Below are 16,858 nucleotides of genomic sequence, written 5' to 3'. Positions count from 1 at the left end.
GGTTTTTTTGTGTCTGGATTGCGGCTGAAAACCGAAAATTCGGCTTGAGCTCAGCAAGACAGTATCGAAGCATGCGACCGTGGCCCAAAGGGGCAGTGCAGTTCTCTGAGGCAACACTTAGCCTGCTTTCTGCCGATGCTTAGACAATACCTGGCCAGGTTATCAGTCTTTCAATTTCCCACGCGTGTTAATCTGGTTGAAGCTTTCCCTCAACCCGCGTTAGCTTTAACTGAGCCGTATCAGCTATCGCGGTTCGTAAAGGTAAAACCCCCTGCAACTGATCAATCACCCGGGCGGCAGTGAGTCGGTAACCGGTGAGTTTTCCTCCCAGTATCGAGACAAGGCGTGGGTTCTTCGGATCATTGACCGAAATAACGGTTTCCCGGGGCCGGTTAAATGGCGAAGAGGAGGCCTTAGGCAAGACCCGCAGCCCTGCCCAGGCGTTCAACACCCTGGCATCATGATCGGGGAAGTAGTGCTGATAAATCGATTGCAGATAATTGATCGATGCCTGGCAGGGAATAAGCTTATCCGGATCGCCTGAGTAGGGCGTTTCGGTAGTGCCAATCAGGGTGCGATCTTTCCAGGGCAGGATAAAAACACCTCTGTGGTCGGTGGGTGATTCGACATAGCAAGCGGCCGTTAAACCGTTATCCGGACACTCTATATGGGTCCCTTCGATACACTCAAAAGCATAATCGGGCTGGGGAGGCGTAATCCGGTCGCCCATGTTGATACCCCATGCTCCCATAGCGTTAACGATGGCCAGGCATTTGATATTTTTGACAACGTCACCAACCTGATACCTAATCTTACAGTGGTCCTCGAAGATCTCCGCCGAGGTAAACCTGGCTGGACAGCAAAGCTCGGCACCAAGTTGACAGGCGGAGTACATCACCGCCCGGGTTAGTGCCGCATCATCGGTCTGGGCATCGGAATAGGAAAACACCGCTTTCAGTCCCCGGGTCTGCAACCCGGGCAGGTTACTCCACTCTGAGTGGGATAGGCAGGCTGATAAGGGAGCCGTTGAAAAACCAGTTAGCAGGTCATAGGTCCATAAACCAAGACGAACACTGAGGGGGCTGCGTGATGAGTTGTCATAGAGGGGGATATAGAAGGTTTTACGATGGATCAGATCGGGGGCCAGTTTCAGTAGCAGTTCCCGTTCCCTGAGGTTTTTGTGCACCAGATGGATCTGTCCACTTTCGAGGTAACGCAGTCCCCCATGGATCAGCTTGGTCGAACAGCTCGAGGTCCCCGCCGCCAGTGCGGTTTTCTCCAGTAACAGCACCCGGTAACCCGCTGCAGCCGCCGCCTGTGCCACTCCCACACCGTGGATGCCACCTCCGACTATGACCAGCTCAGTCTCTTCCATATGCCCCCCCGGTGACTGCTCGTTTTACTTATTGAGTATAGTCGCACCTTTCCTGGTAAAGTCTAACGGTAAGGAGCAAACATATTTGAGCCAGGGTTCCAGCAGCGCGGGGCCGCTGCTATCGCAAGATTGCTCCGAAGGGATTCTCAACGTTTAATGACTCTTGAGTAACTGAAACGGTCGTGCAACAGGCGCTGATCGCGGAAGAAGATGTTTATCCAGATCGTTATCTTGAATGCGATCAACGCCAGTATAAACATGGAAGAGCGCAGTGATGTGTGCAGGATACCGAGTCTCTTCCCCTGCTTACTAACCACTTTCATACCAAACAGAATTTTGCCCGGAGTCCCCTGCAAAGAAGACGACTCCATCACCGGGGCCAGTAGCAGATAGAACAAAACACCAACGATGCAGTCGAGTATCAGACCATCGCTGTCTGTACTGAGTATAGGCATACCCATTTTTCTCAATAGAACGGCAGCGAATACCATTAACAGCCAATCGAGAAACGTGGCGAGCAACCGCGAAAAATAATTGCAGGGAACCATCTCTCCAACATGCACTTCGGGCGCTGTCCATTTGAAAAGCGGCTCTTTGATTACAGCGATTGCCTGCATCACGGACTCAACCGCTTCAGGACCAAATTCATCTTCCAGCAGATCTCTGCGATCACCCCATTGAAACAGGTTATCCAGGAATATAAATACGTTGTTGCTAAGCATCGGCCTGGGTTGCATCCTGCTCAGGCAATCAGCAACTCTCTCAAAGGTATAGTTTGATAGTTCTGATTTGAACTGGATATCCAGCAACGCTTCCCTGTCGTTGAGGAACGCCCATGCCCCGATCTCGTTGAGGGTGTTATCGCTGGCTGTTATCGCATTAACGTTTTCCGTGATGTCGTGCCATTGTTGCTTTAAAAAGGCATGCTCTGCGTCCAGGTCAATCCTGGCAATATCTTCCAGTTCCTGTTGATAGGGTTGAACGTCGCGATAGTCCTGGAGAGAATGCTCTGATGGCTCTTCAGGGTCGTCTAAAACAAACTCAAAGTACTCTTCACTCTGGGGTTTTTCAGCGGCAGAAATACCCTTATCAATCACCTGAGTCTCAACCCTTTGAGTTTCAATCTCAGGTGGTTCTTCTACTCGTTGATGAACGACTTGTTTGTCTGCAGTAGCGGTGTTTTTGGCAAATTGGCACGCCTGTTTATAGGCTGCATGCAGACGCTTAAAACCTTCCGGATCTTCATCCGGTTTTGTAACCTTTAATTTGGCTGCATAGGCGCGTTTGATAACCTTCAGATCGGCTGTGCTATCGATATCAAGTATTTGCCAATAACTCATGAGAAAAGATTATCTTCTTCCAGACCATCGAGCATTTCACTGAACTGTGCAGTTACCTTCTTAATTTCAACTGGGTTTTGCTTTTCCAGCACCAGTTCAAAATGGGACAACAGATTGCTGATGTAATCGCGCTTGTCCCCCAGTGAACATTCATACAGACGCTCTGCCCGCGCAATTAAGACGCGGTTTTCTGCCTGCTCGCGCGGGTGAAATTTTAATTTAGCGAGCTTCTCTCTGGATTGTTCGATCTCTTTATCGGTTAATCCGCTGGCTGAATTGATAATAGTGGTGTGCTGGGTCAGGCCGGTTGAATTGACCGTTACATCAACGTCCAGTAAGCCATTCATGTCGTAGCTGTAGCGTACGTTAACAGACTCTTCTCCGGCTTTAGCAGGTGGCACTCTGACTTCAAGCTCACCGAGATTGACGTTGTTTTTAACCAGACGGCTTTCACCCTGATAGACATTGATAGAGACTATTTTCTGGTTGTCGCACACTGTATAAAGCGTGCGTTCAATGCTAACCGGTACGATTGAGTTGCGCTCAATAATCGGCATAAACAGGCCTCCCTGTTTATCATTTTTATCACCCTCATTGTGTATTTCTACACCCAGTGTATAAGGGGCAACATCGGTCAGAACCACATCATCCAGATCAGCGTGTTTCTCCTTCAGACCCGCCTGAATCCCTGCACCCATCGCCACCACCAGATCAGGGTCGATATTTGCTGCTGGCATTCGCCGGAACATGCGGGTAATCAGCGAACGGAAGGCAAACATCCGGGTTGCACCACCGACCAGTACGACTTCGTCAATTTCAGCTGGGCTGACCCCTGCATCTCGTAAAGTACGCTCTATGGGGAGTTGTATACGGTGAAGCAGAGGGTGAACGATACGATCAAACTCTTCACGGCTCAGTCTGAAAGGCTGTAGCTGCGATTTCACCGCCTGCTCAATGACAATTTCGCGTTCAGAGCTTAATTTTCGTTTGGCGCCTTCCATGGCAGCATAGACGCGTTGCAATTCATTAGCGGTCAGCGAGCGTTTAGCTATTCCGGTTTTTTCGAAGTAATGATTAACCAGCATCTCCAGAAAATCTTCTCCCCCAAGGCGATTATCTCCTGAAGACGCGTGTACCTCGATCACACCATCGAAGTACTCCACCAATGAGACATCAAAGGTTCCGCCACCCAGGTCGAGGATAAGGAATTGCACGCCATCGCGCTTATCATGCAAGCCGTAAACCATCGCCGCTGCGGTGGGTTCATTGATCAGCCGATCTACATTGAGTCCCGCCAGTTCAGCGGCCAGCTTGGTTGCTTTGCGCTGAACGTCATTGAAATAAGCGGGGACACTGATCACTGCCTGGGTAATCGTCTCCCCAAGATAGGCTTCGGCATCTTCTTTCAAACTGCGTAATATTAATGAGGATAGTTCTGCTGCCGTAAAACTTCGTTTGCCCAGATCAATCGTGTAATCAGTACCCATGTAGCGTTTAAACACCGCAACTGTACTTGCGGGGTGGCTGATCAGACGATGACTGGCCGACAGACCGACAAGAATCTCACCCTGCTGGTCTATGCCTATGACTGAAGGCGTAAGAAACTCATTTAACTGATTGGGAATAAGCGTCGTTTTACCATCTTTCCATATTGCACAAGCGCTGTTGGTTGTGCCCAAATCGATCCCGAGGATTGTCATTGTTCCATCTTCTTTAGTTTTTCAACGGCCTATATTCTAACTAATTTAAGTGCGATGTCTTCATATATTCTACAGTTGGCTAATCGTGTCAACGCGTCACATCAGGCGGCGCAAGTCATCTTCGTTGGCCTTTTATCTAACCCGCTATTGCACCTCTGATCCCCTCAATCAGCATCTGTACCCCGATCACCGCCAGAATAAGTCCCATCAGCCGGGAGATAACCTTGATCGCATTCTGGCCTAAATATAGTGCCAGCCACTGCCCACCTATAAAGGCGATGAAGGTCAGGCAGCACATCGCAGCAAACGCGATCAATACCCGGGAGATCTCTCCTACCGTGGATTGCGCGGCAAAATTCATCGCGGTGGCAATGGTTCCGGGACCGGCAAGAATCGGGATGCCCAGGGGGGTTATTGAAATATCCACCGATGAATCGACGCTTTTTTCATTATCACTGCTGCTGGGGGTGTGGATACTGGAGTGTTCTCCCTGCAGCATGTGATAGCCAATTAACGCGATCATGATGCCGCCGGCGATTCTGAAGGCGGGTAGGGTAATGCCAAACATTGTAAAGATCTGGCGCCCGCCGATGGCAAAGAGCGCAACGATCAGAAACGCCACAATCACTGAACGCAGCGCAATTAAACGGCGAGTACGGTTATCAAAGTCATCCGTCAGGCCAATAAACAGTGAGGAGTTGGCAACAGGGTTCATAATGGCAAAAAAGGCCATAAAAACGGTTAGAAAATGCACCGTTGTATTGTCCATTCTGATATGTGTCCTTTTAACAATAGCTACGATTTACCAGAGTGTATGGCAGATTGGATGTTGATTGTAACAATATCGTCGGCAGCAAATAACCATCTGGTGATTTTGTCTTATGTCGGCCGGGTGGAAAATTAATGGTAAATCAATGGCTCAGATCAACATGCGCCGGAGGGTCCTCGGATATAGTGGCCGTCAAAAATAAGAAAGTCACCGGGTCGTCAGTCAGTATCGACAGACCGATTCTTATATTTTTATCGAGGCTAAGATTATGACAACACAAGCGTTTTTTGTACCTAATGTATCGCTGATGGGGGCTGGATGTTTTAACACTCTGCCGGAGCGTGTAAAGATGCTCGGTGGTAGCAAGCCGCTGGTGGTGGCAGATAAGGGGATGACCTCTCTGGGGTATACTGCCCGCCTGACGGAACTGCTGGGCAGCGAGGGGATCCCGAGTGTCGTTTATGACGATACCGTGCCAAACCCGACCGATGATAACGTTGCTGAGGGCCTTGCCGTTTATCTTGAGCAGGGTTGCGATATGCTGATCTCTCTGGGCGGCGGCAGTGCGCACGACTGTTGCAAAGGGATCGGCCTGGTTGCATCCAGTGGCGGTTCAATCCATGACTATGAAGGGGTGGATCAGGCAAAGGCTCCGCTGCCGCCCTATATTGCGGTGAACACCACTGCGGGAACCGCCAGCGAGATGACCCGCTTTACCATCATCACCAATACCTCCAATCACGTTAAAATGGCGATTGTTGACTGGCGGGTTACTCCGGATGTCGCCATCAATGATCCTGAGCTGATGGTTGATATGCCGCCAGCGCTGACCGCGGCAACCGGAATGGATGCCCTGACCCATGCCGTTGAAGCTTATGTTTCCACAGCGGCTACACCGATTACTGATGCCTGTGCCCTGCAGGCGATCCGTCTGATCGGACAATACCTGCGTAAAGCGGTTTCCCGGGGCGATGATATGGTTGCCCGGGATAAGATGGCCTATGCCGAATATCTGGCGGGGATGGCGTTTAACAATGCCAGCCTGGGGTATGTGCATGCGATGGCGCATCAGTTGGGAGGTTTCTACAACCTGCCGCACGGTGTGTGTAACGCTTTGCTGTTGCCCCATGTCTGCCGGGTCAATATGATCGCCGCGACTGAGCGGTTTGCCGATATTGCCGATGCTCTGGGTGAAGTCACTGAAGGTTTGTCTGAACGTGATGCTGCCTTGCTGGCGATCGATGCGATTGAAACACTGGGCCATGATGTGGGCATTCCGCTTACGCTGTCTGAGCTCGGAGTTAAAGAGGAGGATATTGAAACCATGGTGGCAAATGCGCAGAAAGATGTCTGCCGCCTGACTAACCCCCGCACCCTGAAGGATGCAGAAGTTGCCGCGATCTATCGTGCTGCACTATAGGTATTCGGGGCTTTAATCGTTTTTAGTCGCTGACCCGCAAGTCATCCGTCAGCAGCATAAACGCCGGAGCGTAAAGCTCCGGTGTTTTACTTCGCAAATCTTTACACAACATTACATTAACGGGTCTTCATCCTACATAGTCATAGCCGATAGAATAGACTGTGAGCAGAGTTGTTGTGGATGATTAAAATAACCCATTTTTAATGACTTCCCGATAATATACTGTCCTGCTCACCGGAAGATTCCGGGTGAAGAGGCCGCTGTGCATCTGCCAAATGACAAAAGATGGAATTTTTGATTACACCCCAAAAGGATACCCATAATGAAACCGATTAAGACCCTCTTTGCCCTGTTATTGGTATTACTGACAGGCGTGTGGCTGATTGCTGATACACTGATTCCGGAGCCGTTCAGTTACTTTGCTTTTCGCGCTGTATTCGTACAGTACACGGGTGTCATCGCAATCGGGGTGATGAGTATGGCGATGTTGCTGGCGCTTCGCCTTAAATGGCTGGAACGTTATCTGGACGGTCTGGACAAGAGTTACCGCCTGCACAAATGGTTAGGTATTACGGCACTGGTGGCGTCTGTGGTTCACTGGTGGATGGCACAGGGGAGTAAGTGGATGGTTGGCTGGGGCTGGCTGGATAAGCCTGTCCGGGGTCACCGACCTGAGGAAACCCTTGGACTTATTGAGGGACTGTTGCGTAGCCAGCGGGGCTTTGCTGAATCGGTGGGGGAGTGGGCGTTTTATGCGGCAGCGGTGCTGATGGTTCTGGCACTGATTAAACGTTTTCCCTATCACCTGTTCGTAAAAACCCATCAACTGATCTCTATTGCCTATCTGGTTCTGGCATACCACTCTGTTGTGCTGCTTAAGTCTGAATACTGGTTGCAGCCGGTGGGTATACTGATGGCGGCAATGCTGGCCGGTGGTTCAGTCGCCGCAGTTCTGGCATTGACCGGACGCATTGGTAAAGGGCGAAAAGTGACGGGACGGATTGATCATCTCAGCCACTATGATGGCCTGCGAGTGCTTGAGAGTGAGGTCGTGCTTGACGAAGGCTGGCAGGGGCATGCTGCCGGACAGTTCGCTTTTGTAACCTCAAATCCCCAGGAGGGAGCACATCCCTACACCATTGCTTCGGCCTGGAACCCTGCTGACCGACGCATCGTTTTTATTACCAAAGCACTGGGAGACCATACCGGTCGTTTAAGGGATCAGCTGAAAACCGGTATGCCGGTCACTGTTGAGGGGCCTTATGGCTGCTTTGATTTTAAAGAGGATCAACCACGTCAGATCTGGATTGGTGCAGGCATCGGTATTACCCCCTTTATCGCCCGGATGAAAGAGTTGGCGAAGATACCCGGAGATAAACCGATTGATCTGTTTCATCCGACCGCAGATTTTGATCAGCGTGCAGTCGACAAACTGACTGCGGATGCGGCAGCAGCCGGAGTGACTCTGCACTTGCTGGTCAGTGGCAAAGAGGGGCGTCTGGACTGTAACCGAATTTGTAGCACAATACCTCAATGGAACGCTGCAAGTGTCTGGTTCTGTGGCCCTGCGGCGTTTGGTCAGTCACTGCGTAAAGCGTTTATCGCGAAGGGAATGGCCGCCAGACACTTTCATCAGGAGCTGTTTCAGATGCGCTGACCCGGCTGCTTTTCCCCCTGACCAGCGGGCGGGGGCTGCGTTTGCCGCTGCTGCCGGTTGAGCAGGGTCAGCGAAGTGGCGGATAAACGTTATTATCTTACGCTTTAAGGTTTACTCCCGACAGACTCTTGATTATCCTGCAACCGCCTGAAGTCTCCTCAGGCCCATTAATCTCATTTTGTCCTGAATGATTATTTTTACCGGGAACTACTGAACGCATCTGTTCTTTTCATTAACCCGGCCTAAGCTTACAGACAGTGTAAAAACCTGTTAAATACGTCTGCCACTCAGCGAGATACAACCCGATGACAAACGATGACAAGAGCGTCCATGCTCATGATGAAGATTTTCTATCCCCCGGTGATCGCCGCGATCCTGATTATAAGGATCGCGCAGAACCCGAAGGGTCGCCGGTAACCGGCCTGCGATTGGCTGGCCTGCTGGGCGGGCCGGTTGTGGCGGGGATAATTCTGATGATCTCAGCCCCTGCCGGTATGCCCCCGGAGGCCTGGCGTCTGGTAGCAATGGCTTCCTGGATGGTGATCTGGTGGTTGAGTGAGGCGGTGCCTATTCCTGCCACGGCTCTGTTGCCTATCGTGCTGATGCCGTTGCTTGAGATCGATAAGATTAAACCGGTAGCGGCTAATTATGGCCATCCTCTGATCTTCCTGTTTCTCGGTGGGTTTCTGCTGGCGGCAGCGATGCAGCATGTGGGGTTACACCGGCGTATCGCATTGCAAATTGTCAGCCGGGTGGGGACATCCCCTGCCAGAATCATTCTTGGCTTTATGCTGGCAACAGCCTTTCTGTCGATGTGGATCTCTAACACTGCCACCACAATCATGATGTTCGCAGTGGGACTGTCGGTGATCGACTTTGTTGCCAAGCAGACAGAGGATAAGGCTGTGGTGCGAAATTTCGGTGTTGCCCTGATGCTGGCGATCGCTTATAGCGCTTCGATTGGTGGCGTGGGTACATTGATCGGTACACCGCCGAATGCACTGCTGGCGAGCTTTCTGCAAAGCAACTACAACATCGAGATCAGTTTTTTCAACTGGATGCTGCTCGGTGTGCCCGTCGTTGTCATTATGTTGCCGATCACCTGGTTGCTGCTGACGCGACTGTTGTTCCCCTCTCATCAGATTGCGATTGATGATCCGAGTGTTGTCGTGCAGCGGGAACTGGCTGCGCTGGGAATCATGTCCCGGGGTGAAAAACTGGTTGCAGTTGTGTTCCTGAGCGCTGCTATAGGCTGGATTTTCCGTAAATTTATTGTTGATCTGACCGGCTTGCCGCTGGATGACACCATGATTGCACTGCTGGCTGCGCTGATCTTGTTTGCCGTGCCGATCTCCCGTACGAAAGGGGAGTTTGCACTTGACTGGGAAGCCGCGCGCAACGTCCCCTGGGGGGTACTGTTGCTGTTCGGCGGTGGTCTGGCGCTGGCAGGGGGCTTTAAAGGGACTGGTCTGGCGGAGTGGATCGGTAACGCTGTTGCTGGTGTTGATGTCAGTACTCTGGTGCTGATACTGCTGGTGACCGTGGCTATCGTCTATCTTACCGAGATCACTTCAAACACTGCCTCAACGGCGACTTTCCTGCCGATACTGGCGGCGGTGGCTGTCGGTCTGGGGTTAGACCCGGTATTGCTCTGCGTACCGGTGGCGCTGGGGGCTTCGATGGCGTTTATGATGCCGGTTGCCACGCCGCCCAATGCGATAGTGTTCTCCTATGAGCTGATGGAGTTGCGGGATATGGTACGTGCCGGTTTTCTGCTGAATCTGGTCGCTATCGCCGTCGCTTTCGGGCTCTTCATTCTGCTGGCCAATCTGGTTTTCGGCGTCAATATCTGATCTCTGTCCCGGCCTGTATTCCCCGCAGGCCGGTGTTTCTCCTCTCGCTGTACTCATCGTCTGCGCAATAGATTTTTTGAACAAATGTTTAAATCCCATCTACACTCAATAAAGTTGAGTCGGTTGAAGGGAAAAATAATGGACGAGATCTCAGCAGGTGCAGTTCAGTTAAAACCTGAATATATCGTTGGTCTTTCCATTCTGGCAACGGTGGGATTAGTGGCGATGTGGGGGCTGTTCTGGCACTCGGTGGCTAAATCTCAGTCGAATGTGATGGATATTCTCAAGAGTCCGTCATTTTTTAAAACCGTGACGGTCATGGGTGTTATCGCTGCCACCGTGGTGTTGAGCCTGGCGGGCAGACTTGAAGGTAATATTACCGGTGCAATTCTGAGTGGGATTGCCGGATATGTGTTGGGGCAGCTGTCGGGTAAACATGAAAACGAGAAGTAGGCTGCAATGACCTTTCACTCCCTGGCGGGTTGATATCTGCCATAAGGAGCCCCTCCGGTTTATAACGCTGAAGTCAGATTCTATCACTTGAAAAGGAGGAGTCTTTACCATGCGACGATCTGAAATAGTCCGTTTACAGGAACGAGTGGGTACTCTGGGGGATGGCTTCTGGGGGCCGATGAGTATCGCTGCTTGTCAGCAGCACCTGAAGAGTATGATGCCCTCTCCCCACCCGTTTCCGGTTGAAGGCTCGCCGGAGTTTACCGAGTTTTATGGCCCCCATGGCGATAAAGATTACAGCCCTCCCAGTGAGAAAATTAGGCTGCCCTTTACGCTCTATTATGGTGATAAGCCGGTGAAATCCCTGTGGGTGCATGCCAGATGCGCCGCAAGTTTGCTGCGGGTTTTTGAGCGGTTAGCAGAGGTCTATCCTGATAAAGCATCCCGCGAAAGGGCAGGCATTCTTATCTACAATGGGCTTTATAATCCCCGCTTAAAGCGCAACAGTCTGAACTCATGGTCGATGCACGCCTGGATGAACGCCATCGATATTAATGCTGGCAAAAATGGTAATAAAACCTCATGGCCAGTGAACGCATCAATGCCGATTGAGGTTATGGAGTGTTTTGCTCAGGAGGGTTGGTTGTCTGCCGGGGCGTTCTGGGGGCGCGATGCGATGCATTTTCAGGCGACAGCACCGTTATAATGAATTACCTGTTATCCTGCCACTGAAGAGGGGTAGCCTCCAGTCGGCTGGTAGTTGATATACCGCAATCTCTGAAAATAATGACGACGGGTGGAACCCAAAGATGGCAATGATTAAATGTGAAGAGTGCGGCCACGCGATATCTGATAAAGCGGAGCATTGTATCAGTTGTGGGTATCCCTCAGGTTCTGCCATTGAGGAACCAGCAAAACAGACGGGGGCGAGTGGTGCCTGGTCTGCCGTGACCCGTTCCAGAACACCGATCAATCTGTTTGCTATCGCGATGATGTGCTGTGCATCGATTCTGGGAATGAGTGCCACCCAGATTGATAGTCCTGAATCGCTGAAAGCGTTTACCTATACGCTGCATGTGTTCATGGCGGTGACCGGAATGTTCTTTGTCACCATTCTCTTCTGCCGTAAAGGTGTTTATCATCCGGATGATCTGGCGAAAGCGAAACGTGATGGCCTCAGCGATGAGATGGGGCCGGACCAGCCGGTGATCGCTGCGGTAGTGATTATTATAATGCTGAGCGCTTACGCTGCTTTTCAGGCGGTATACGCTAGCTGAATATTTCCGGCTGGGGTACTGACGCAGATTTACTGACCGATTCCCGGTTATATTATCCAGCCAATGGACGTTCTCTTTTTATGTTTGAAATTAAAACCATCGCCCTTTTTATGGTCACAGCCGTTGCTGAGATTGTTGGCTGCTATCTGCCATACCTCTGGCTTAAACAGGATAAGAGTATCTGGCTGTTGCTTCCTGCAGCGCTTAGCCTGATGCTGTTTGCCTGGCTGTTATCCCTGCATCCTACCGCCGCCGGGCGGGTTTATGCGGCCTATGGCGGTGTCTATATCGTTGTCGCGTTGCTCTGGTTATGGCTGGTGGATGGTATCAAACCGACCTCCTGGGATCTGCTTGGGGGGATGGTGGCACTGACCGGTATGGCGATTATTATGTTTGCACCAAAATCGCTTTAATTGCTTATCAGGGATACCAGGAGATCATATGTTAGCTGGCGTACACCATGTTGCGATCATCTGTTCAGACTACCCACAGTCGAAACATTTCTATGTGTCGATACTGGGGTTAGAGGTAATCGCTGAAAATTACCGGGCGGATAAAGATTCATACAAGCTCGATCTCAGGCTGCCCGATGGTCGTCAGATTGAACTGTTCTCTTTCCCTGACCGTCCCGCCAGACCCAGCTATCCGGAAGCTCTGGGGCTTCGTCATCTGGCATTTTTAGTGGGTTCCATTGACGCGGCTGTGGCGCATTTAAAGCAGCACGGTATTACTACAGAGCCTGTCCGCACCGATGAATATACCGGCAAACAGTATACATTTTTCAGTGATCCGGATAATTTACCTCTGGAACTGTATCAATCTTAACTTGTTATCGATGTAATCGTTACCGGGGAGGTACAGATGCTAACGATTCGACCCAACTGTGAATGCTGTGATAAAGATCTGCCAGCTGACTCCACTGAGGCCTGCATCTGCAGCTATGAATGCACTTTCTGCCGTGATTGTGTGGCAAACAGGCTAAATAATGTCTGCCCTAACTGCGGCGGAGGATTCACCCCCAGACCGATCCGTCCTGCTTCGGAGCACCGTCCGGGGGTTAGCTTACAGCATCATCCGGCATCGACGGATCGGGTGCATACACCCTACAGCCCGGCAGAGATCAGAGCATTTACTGATTCAGTAAAATCGATTAAACCGGAGAATCGTTAATTTACCTGTTTAGGGACCTATTGCTCAGCAGGACGGCCCAGAACCAAAGGAAAATGTTAATGAACATCAGACAGCATTTCATGCTGATGGCGGATTACAACATGCGTATGAATGGTCAGGTATATGATGCCTGCGCCAGGCTGGATGCGAGTAGTTTAACGGCAGACTGTGGTGCATTTTTTGGCTCAGTGCTGGGGACTCTCAACCATATTCTGGTGGGGGATCTGCTGTGGCTGTCTCGATTTTCGCGCCATTCAGACCGTTATCATGCGCTGATCAGTTTGACTGATTTGCCACAGCCAGAACAACTGAATGATACTCTCTTTGCCGATCTTTCATCATTGAAAAACGCCCGCACCAGAGTTGATAGCGCGATCAAACAGTGGTTATCTGAGGAAACTCTGGACAGTGACTTTAATCGCACTCTGGTCTATGCCAACTCAAAAGGGGCGGTCAGTGAACGGGATTTCGGCGAATTAGTCAGTAACCTGTTTAATCACCAGACCCATCACCGGGGACAGGTTTCTACCCTGCTGAATCAGCACGCTCTCGATGTGGGAGTCACCGATTTTTTGATTGATATACCCGATCTGCTTAAAGACTCTGCATAGGCGAGAAGATGTACACCTATATTCATCTTACTGCGGCATTGTGGGCGTTGCTTGTTGGTCTGGTTCAGTTGTTCCGGAGCAAGGGAACGACGCTGCATAAGGGGCTGGGGTGGTCGTGGATGGCCGCGATGATTATCACATCCTTGTCCTCATTCTGGATCAGCGGATTTATCGACTGGTTTTATGGCTATGGGCCGATTCATCTGCTTTCGCTCTGGGTACTGATCTGTGTGGTTGTGTCCGTAAGGGCTGCCCGGCGAGGCAATATCCGCTACCACCGGTCCTTTGCCGTCGGGGCTTATCTGGGCACGGTTGGCGCGGCAATGGGGGCCGTCTTAATGCCGGGGCGTTTACTGCATGAGCTGTTTTTCGGTTAAATCTCTCTGCGCTTTAGCGGACTAGTGGTGCTGCTCACCCTGGCTGCCTTTGATCGCAAAAAACGATGCCATCAGAGCCAGAAACAGCAGCACCGTTGGCAGCATATAGATACTGATAGCGATCAGGAGGGGGGTTATCTGCGCCACCAGTGAACCGATGGTCAGTTGCATAAAACCCAGCATCCCCGTTGCCGTAGCGACTGCGCCTGTGGTTGATGACACCGCTGCCGCCTGGGCATTGGGTTGAATCAGCCCGCGGCCGAAAGTAAACAGTGCCATCGGCAGAAACAGCGCAGCAAAGCTGAGGGGGAACAGGTTAAACAGCGCTAGCATCAGCACCGCACCACCGGCCGATAGTGCACAGCCATAGAGCATCATTTTTCGGGTGCCGATGGTGGCAGAAATTTTTCCCGCCACCAGGCTTCCCAACCAGAATCCACCGGCAACCATCAGAAACCAGTTACCGTAATCGGCTGAGTTTCCCATCAATATGGCATCGACGATAAAGGGTGAACTGTTCATAAAGACAAAAAAACCGCAAGCGGCCATGGTGGCAGACAGTGCGCAGTAGATATAACTACGGGAGGAGAGAACGGTCTTATAGCGACTAAAGCTACTCAGCAGAGTGCCACTGCCTTTTTGATGCCCGGCGGTTTCGGGTAAGCGCAACAGCGCCCCCAGCCAGACAATGCTGCCCAGAACCATAGACACCCAGAAAACCGATTGCCAGCCGACCGCCAGGTTAAGATAGCCACCCATTGTGGGTGCCACTGCCTGAGCGGTCGCTATACCCATGGTGATATAGCCCAGCATGCCGGCGGCTTTGTCTTTACCATGCTGGTCCAGAATAATACTGCGGGCCAGCAGCATGCCGGTACAACCCCCGGCGGCCTGCAGTATACGGGCCAGCAACAGATGCCAGGCTTCGAATGCAAAAATACCGATCAGTCCGCCAATAATATGCAGCAGGAAACCCCAGAAAAATACCGGTCGGCGGCCATAGCGATCTGCCAGAGGACCACTGATCAGTTGTCCGATCGCCAGTGTGAGCAGGTAGAAGGTATAACCGAGCTGAATGATAAAGGGGGTAGTGTTGAACTGTTCAGCCAGCACTGGCATAACAGGTGCGTAGAGATTAAGCGCCACCGGACTGGCAATGGCCATACCGGCTAACAGTGCGACAGGGGTTTTTATCTGGACAGTTTGGGTATTACTGGATGTCGGCATATTCTGTAACTGAAAATACTTAATAAGTTAACAGAATACAGGAAGGGTGATGAGACCGCCAGATTAACTGGCGGTCCCGAAGGGTGTTCTAATGACGGAATGCCATTGCAGATGATGCTTAACGGTCGACCTCAGTGAAGCCTTGCAACAGTGCAGCAACCATCTTATCAACCTCCTCTGTACCAATTGTCAGCGGTGGAGAGATGATGATTTTGGTGCCAACCGGACGGGCAATAACGCCTTCACGCAGGGCGACAGCGGCGATCTGATTGGCAAAGCCACCCATTGGATCGATCGGGGTACGGGTTTTTTTGTCGCTGACCAGGTCGATAGCTACCATCAGACCTTTACCGCGTACTTCGCCTACGGATGGGAAGTCGCTGAGTGCATTTTTCAGCTTGGCTTTCAGGTCTTCACCCTGAACAGCGGCATTGCCTGGCAGATCTTCATCCTGAACAATCTTCAGAGAGGCCAGCGCAGCGGCGCAAGCGACCGGGTGACCGGAGTAGGTGTAACCGTGCATCACTGCACCACTGAAGTTTTCACAGCTCTCGATACCTTTAGCAACCCGTTCGTTGATAACGGTGGCACCAAGAGGGATATATCCGGAGTTAATACCTTTAGCAAAACACTGGATATCGGCGGCAACACCCCATCCACGCACACCAAACATGCTGCCGGAACGACCGAAACCGGTCACAACTTCATCGGCAATCAGCAGAACGCCGTATTTATCGCAGACTTCACGAATCAGCGGCCAGTAGTTCGCCGGGGGAACGATAACGCCACCAGCACCCTGGACAGGTTCAGCAATAAAGGCGGCAACGGTTTCAGGCCCCTGGAAGATAATCTCAGCTTCCAGTTGCTTAGCACACAGCTGACCCAACTCTTCAGGGTCTTCACAGTTCCACGGGTTACGGTACAGCCATGGCGCATCAATATGAACACAACCAGGCAGGACAGGCTCATAGTTGGTACGGAATACGGTGTTACCATTGACGGAGGCTCCGCCGAAGTGAACGCCGTGGTAGCCTTGTTTCAGCGAGATGAATTTATAGCGTTGTGCCTGGCCGACGGCTTTCCAGTACTGCCGGGAAACCTTTAGTGCGGTTTCGACCGCATCAGAGCCACCGGAGCTGTACATGACCCGCGCCATACCTTCAGGCTTAGTCATCTCAATGATCAGATCAGACAGTTCTTTGACACGGGGATGGGTGACACCATCAAAGATCTGGAAATACTCCAGTTCATCCAGCTGAGCTTTAATCGCGTCTTTAACTTCAGTCCGGTTATGTCCGACGTTAACGTTCCACAGGCCGCCGACACCGTCAACCAGCCACTGACCTTCGCGATTCTGAACGTAGTTGCCGTCACCTTTAACAATTTCAAGAGTGCTGTGCGAACCTGGAACGCCCGGATGTACCATCGGGTTCCATAACGTTTTTGATTTTTCACTCATAACATAACTCCGGATGCTTCTTTTATTAATTCCGTAGCGATACAGGTGAGTGCTGACAATTCCAGCAATGCTACGGGGTTGAGTTAAGTATGAATGGATCAGTTGAACAGGGTATCAACCAGAAGGTTGATAAAGGAGTAATTTGTCGCCGGTCAGCTCATCCCTGAGAC

Annotated in this window: 17 protein-coding genes; 11 read left to right on the top strand and 6 right to left on the bottom strand. The window is 51.3% G+C overall.

From position 1 onward, the window contains the following. Positions 1-187 precede the first annotated feature (187 nt). The 4 genes from BMY09_RS07490 to BMY09_RS07475 form a co-directional block, all read right to left on the bottom strand. A complete protein-coding gene (locus tag BMY09_RS07490) occupies positions 188-1,375 on the bottom strand; it encodes an FAD-dependent oxidoreductase (protein ID WP_091356080.1) in 1,188 nt (395 codons plus the stop codon). 146 nt (positions 1,376-1,521) lie between these two features. Next, complete coding sequence (locus BMY09_RS07485; protein WP_091356077.1) at positions 1,522-2,715, bottom strand: RDD family protein; 1,194 nt, start codon at positions 2,713-2,715, stop codon at positions 1,522-1,524. After that, on the bottom strand, positions 2,712-4,415 hold the full coding sequence (locus BMY09_RS07480) for a molecular chaperone HscC (protein ID WP_091356074.1): 1,704 nt from the start codon (positions 4,413-4,415) through the stop codon (positions 2,712-2,714). Before BMY09_RS07480 ends, BMY09_RS07485 begins: the two co-directional genes overlap by 4 nt. A gap of 136 nt (positions 4,416-4,551) precedes the next feature. Then, a complete protein-coding gene (locus BMY09_RS07475; protein ID WP_091356071.1) occupies positions 4,552-5,184 on the bottom strand; it encodes a MarC family protein in 633 nt (210 codons plus the stop codon). 268 nt (positions 5,185-5,452) lie between these two features. Between BMY09_RS07475 and BMY09_RS07470 the strand changes: the two genes are divergently transcribed. From BMY09_RS07470 to BMY09_RS07420, 11 genes are all read left to right on the top strand, one after another. Then, positions 5,453-6,604, top strand: a complete 1,152-nt coding sequence (locus BMY09_RS07470) for an iron-containing alcohol dehydrogenase (RefSeq protein ID WP_091356069.1) — start codon at positions 5,453-5,455, stop codon at positions 6,602-6,604. A 322-nt stretch (positions 6,605-6,926) separates the two neighbouring features. Beyond that, a complete protein-coding gene (locus BMY09_RS07465) occupies positions 6,927-8,261 on the top strand; it encodes a ferredoxin reductase family protein (RefSeq protein WP_091356066.1) in 1,335 nt (444 codons plus the stop codon). Positions 8,262-8,566: 305 nt separating this feature from the next. Next, positions 8,567-10,114, top strand: a complete 1,548-nt coding sequence (locus tag BMY09_RS07460; RefSeq protein ID WP_091356063.1) for an SLC13 family permease — start codon at positions 8,567-8,569, stop codon at positions 10,112-10,114. 138 nt (positions 10,115-10,252) lie between these two features. Next, positions 10,253-10,567: a hypothetical protein gene (locus BMY09_RS07455; protein ID WP_091356061.1), complete on the top strand. Its 315-nt coding sequence runs from the start codon at positions 10,253-10,255 to the stop codon at positions 10,565-10,567. 109 nt (positions 10,568-10,676) lie between these two features. Then, the gene (locus tag BMY09_RS07450) at positions 10,677-11,273 is read left to right on the top strand and encodes a M15 family metallopeptidase (RefSeq protein WP_091356058.1); all 597 of its coding nucleotides are present in this window, start codon (positions 10,677-10,679) and stop codon (positions 11,271-11,273) included. 103 nt (positions 11,274-11,376) lie between these two features. Then, positions 11,377-11,844 carry a zinc ribbon domain-containing protein gene (locus BMY09_RS07445; RefSeq protein ID WP_091356055.1) on the top strand — a complete coding sequence of 156 codons (468 nt, stop codon included), beginning with the start codon at positions 11,377-11,379 and terminating at the stop codon, positions 11,842-11,844. Between the two features lie 80 nt (positions 11,845-11,924). Beyond that, on the top strand, positions 11,925-12,257 hold the full coding sequence (locus tag BMY09_RS07440) for a YnfA family protein (RefSeq protein WP_091356053.1): 333 nt from the start codon (positions 11,925-11,927) through the stop codon (positions 12,255-12,257). A 28-nt stretch (positions 12,258-12,285) separates the two neighbouring features. Beyond that, the gene (gloA2, locus tag BMY09_RS07435) at positions 12,286-12,669 is read left to right on the top strand and encodes an SMU1112c/YaeR family gloxylase I-like metalloprotein (protein ID WP_091356048.1); all 384 of its coding nucleotides are present in this window, start codon (positions 12,286-12,288) and stop codon (positions 12,667-12,669) included. A 36-nt stretch (positions 12,670-12,705) separates the two neighbouring features. Next, positions 12,706-13,014, top strand: a complete 309-nt coding sequence (locus tag BMY09_RS07430) for a DUF1272 domain-containing protein (RefSeq protein WP_091356045.1) — start codon at positions 12,706-12,708, stop codon at positions 13,012-13,014. Positions 13,015-13,073: 59 nt separating this feature from the next. After that, the gene (locus BMY09_RS07425) at positions 13,074-13,625 is read left to right on the top strand and encodes a DinB family protein (protein ID WP_091356044.1); all 552 of its coding nucleotides are present in this window, start codon (positions 13,074-13,076) and stop codon (positions 13,623-13,625) included. 8 nt (positions 13,626-13,633) lie between these two features. Then, complete coding sequence (locus tag BMY09_RS07420) at positions 13,634-14,002, top strand: DUF2306 domain-containing protein (protein WP_091356041.1); 369 nt, start codon at positions 13,634-13,636, stop codon at positions 14,000-14,002. A gap of 21 nt (positions 14,003-14,023) precedes the next feature. Here BMY09_RS07420 and BMY09_RS07415 read toward each other — a convergent pair whose 3' ends face one another. Together BMY09_RS07415 and BMY09_RS07410 are read right to left on the bottom strand one after the other, a co-directional pair. Next, on the bottom strand, positions 14,024-15,229 hold the full coding sequence (locus tag BMY09_RS07415) for a multidrug effflux MFS transporter (RefSeq protein ID WP_091356038.1): 1,206 nt from the start codon (positions 15,227-15,229) through the stop codon (positions 14,024-14,026). 118 nt (positions 15,230-15,347) lie between these two features. Next, complete coding sequence (locus tag BMY09_RS07410; RefSeq protein WP_091356036.1) at positions 15,348-16,688, bottom strand: aspartate aminotransferase family protein; 1,341 nt, start codon at positions 16,686-16,688, stop codon at positions 15,348-15,350. Between the last annotated feature and the right edge of the window lie 170 nt (positions 16,689-16,858).

Origin of the sequence: Amphritea atlantica, from assembly GCF_900111095.1 — a bacterium.
Taxonomy (GTDB): Bacteria; Pseudomonadota; Gammaproteobacteria; order Pseudomonadales; family Balneatricaceae; genus Amphritea; species Amphritea atlantica.
Note: the sequence above shows the minus strand (reverse complement) of the source record. Positions and strands in the feature narration are given on the sequence as shown.

Excerpts from the sequence above, each read along its gene's own strand:
- BMY09_RS07490 (WP_091356080.1), bottom strand. The coding sequence starts at position 1,375 with ATGGAAGAGACTGAGCTGGTCATAGTCGGAGGTGGCATCCACGGTGTG.
- BMY09_RS07485 (WP_091356077.1), bottom strand. The coding sequence starts at position 2,715 with ATGAGTTATTGGCAAATACTTGATATCGATAGCACAGCCGATCTGAAG.
- BMY09_RS07480 (WP_091356074.1), bottom strand. The coding sequence starts at position 4,415 with ATGACAATCCTCGGGATCGATTTGGGCACAACCAACAGCGCTTGTGCA.
- BMY09_RS07475 (WP_091356071.1), bottom strand. The coding sequence starts at position 5,184 with ATGGACAATACAACGGTGCATTTTCTAACCGTTTTTATGGCCTTTTTT.
- BMY09_RS07470 (WP_091356069.1), top strand. The coding sequence starts at position 5,453 with ATGACAACACAAGCGTTTTTTGTACCTAATGTATCGCTGATGGGGGCT.
- BMY09_RS07465 (WP_091356066.1), top strand. The coding sequence starts at position 6,927 with ATGAAACCGATTAAGACCCTCTTTGCCCTGTTATTGGTATTACTGACA.
- BMY09_RS07460 (WP_091356063.1), top strand. The coding sequence starts at position 8,567 with ATGACAAACGATGACAAGAGCGTCCATGCTCATGATGAAGATTTTCTA.
- BMY09_RS07455 (WP_091356061.1), top strand. The coding sequence starts at position 10,253 with ATGGACGAGATCTCAGCAGGTGCAGTTCAGTTAAAACCTGAATATATC.
- BMY09_RS07450 (WP_091356058.1), top strand. The coding sequence starts at position 10,677 with ATGCGACGATCTGAAATAGTCCGTTTACAGGAACGAGTGGGTACTCTG.
- BMY09_RS07445 (WP_091356055.1), top strand. The coding sequence starts at position 11,377 with ATGGCAATGATTAAATGTGAAGAGTGCGGCCACGCGATATCTGATAAA.
- BMY09_RS07440 (WP_091356053.1), top strand. The coding sequence starts at position 11,925 with ATGTTTGAAATTAAAACCATCGCCCTTTTTATGGTCACAGCCGTTGCT.
- gloA2 (WP_091356048.1), top strand. The coding sequence starts at position 12,286 with ATGTTAGCTGGCGTACACCATGTTGCGATCATCTGTTCAGACTACCCA.
- BMY09_RS07430 (WP_091356045.1), top strand. The coding sequence starts at position 12,706 with ATGCTAACGATTCGACCCAACTGTGAATGCTGTGATAAAGATCTGCCA.
- BMY09_RS07425 (WP_091356044.1), top strand. The coding sequence starts at position 13,074 with ATGAACATCAGACAGCATTTCATGCTGATGGCGGATTACAACATGCGT.
- BMY09_RS07420 (WP_091356041.1), top strand. The coding sequence starts at position 13,634 with ATGTACACCTATATTCATCTTACTGCGGCATTGTGGGCGTTGCTTGTT.
- BMY09_RS07415 (WP_091356038.1), bottom strand. The coding sequence starts at position 15,229 with ATGCCGACATCCAGTAATACCCAAACTGTCCAGATAAAAACCCCTGTC.
- BMY09_RS07410 (WP_091356036.1), bottom strand. The coding sequence starts at position 16,688 with ATGAGTGAAAAATCAAAAACGTTATGGAACCCGATGGTACATCCGGGC.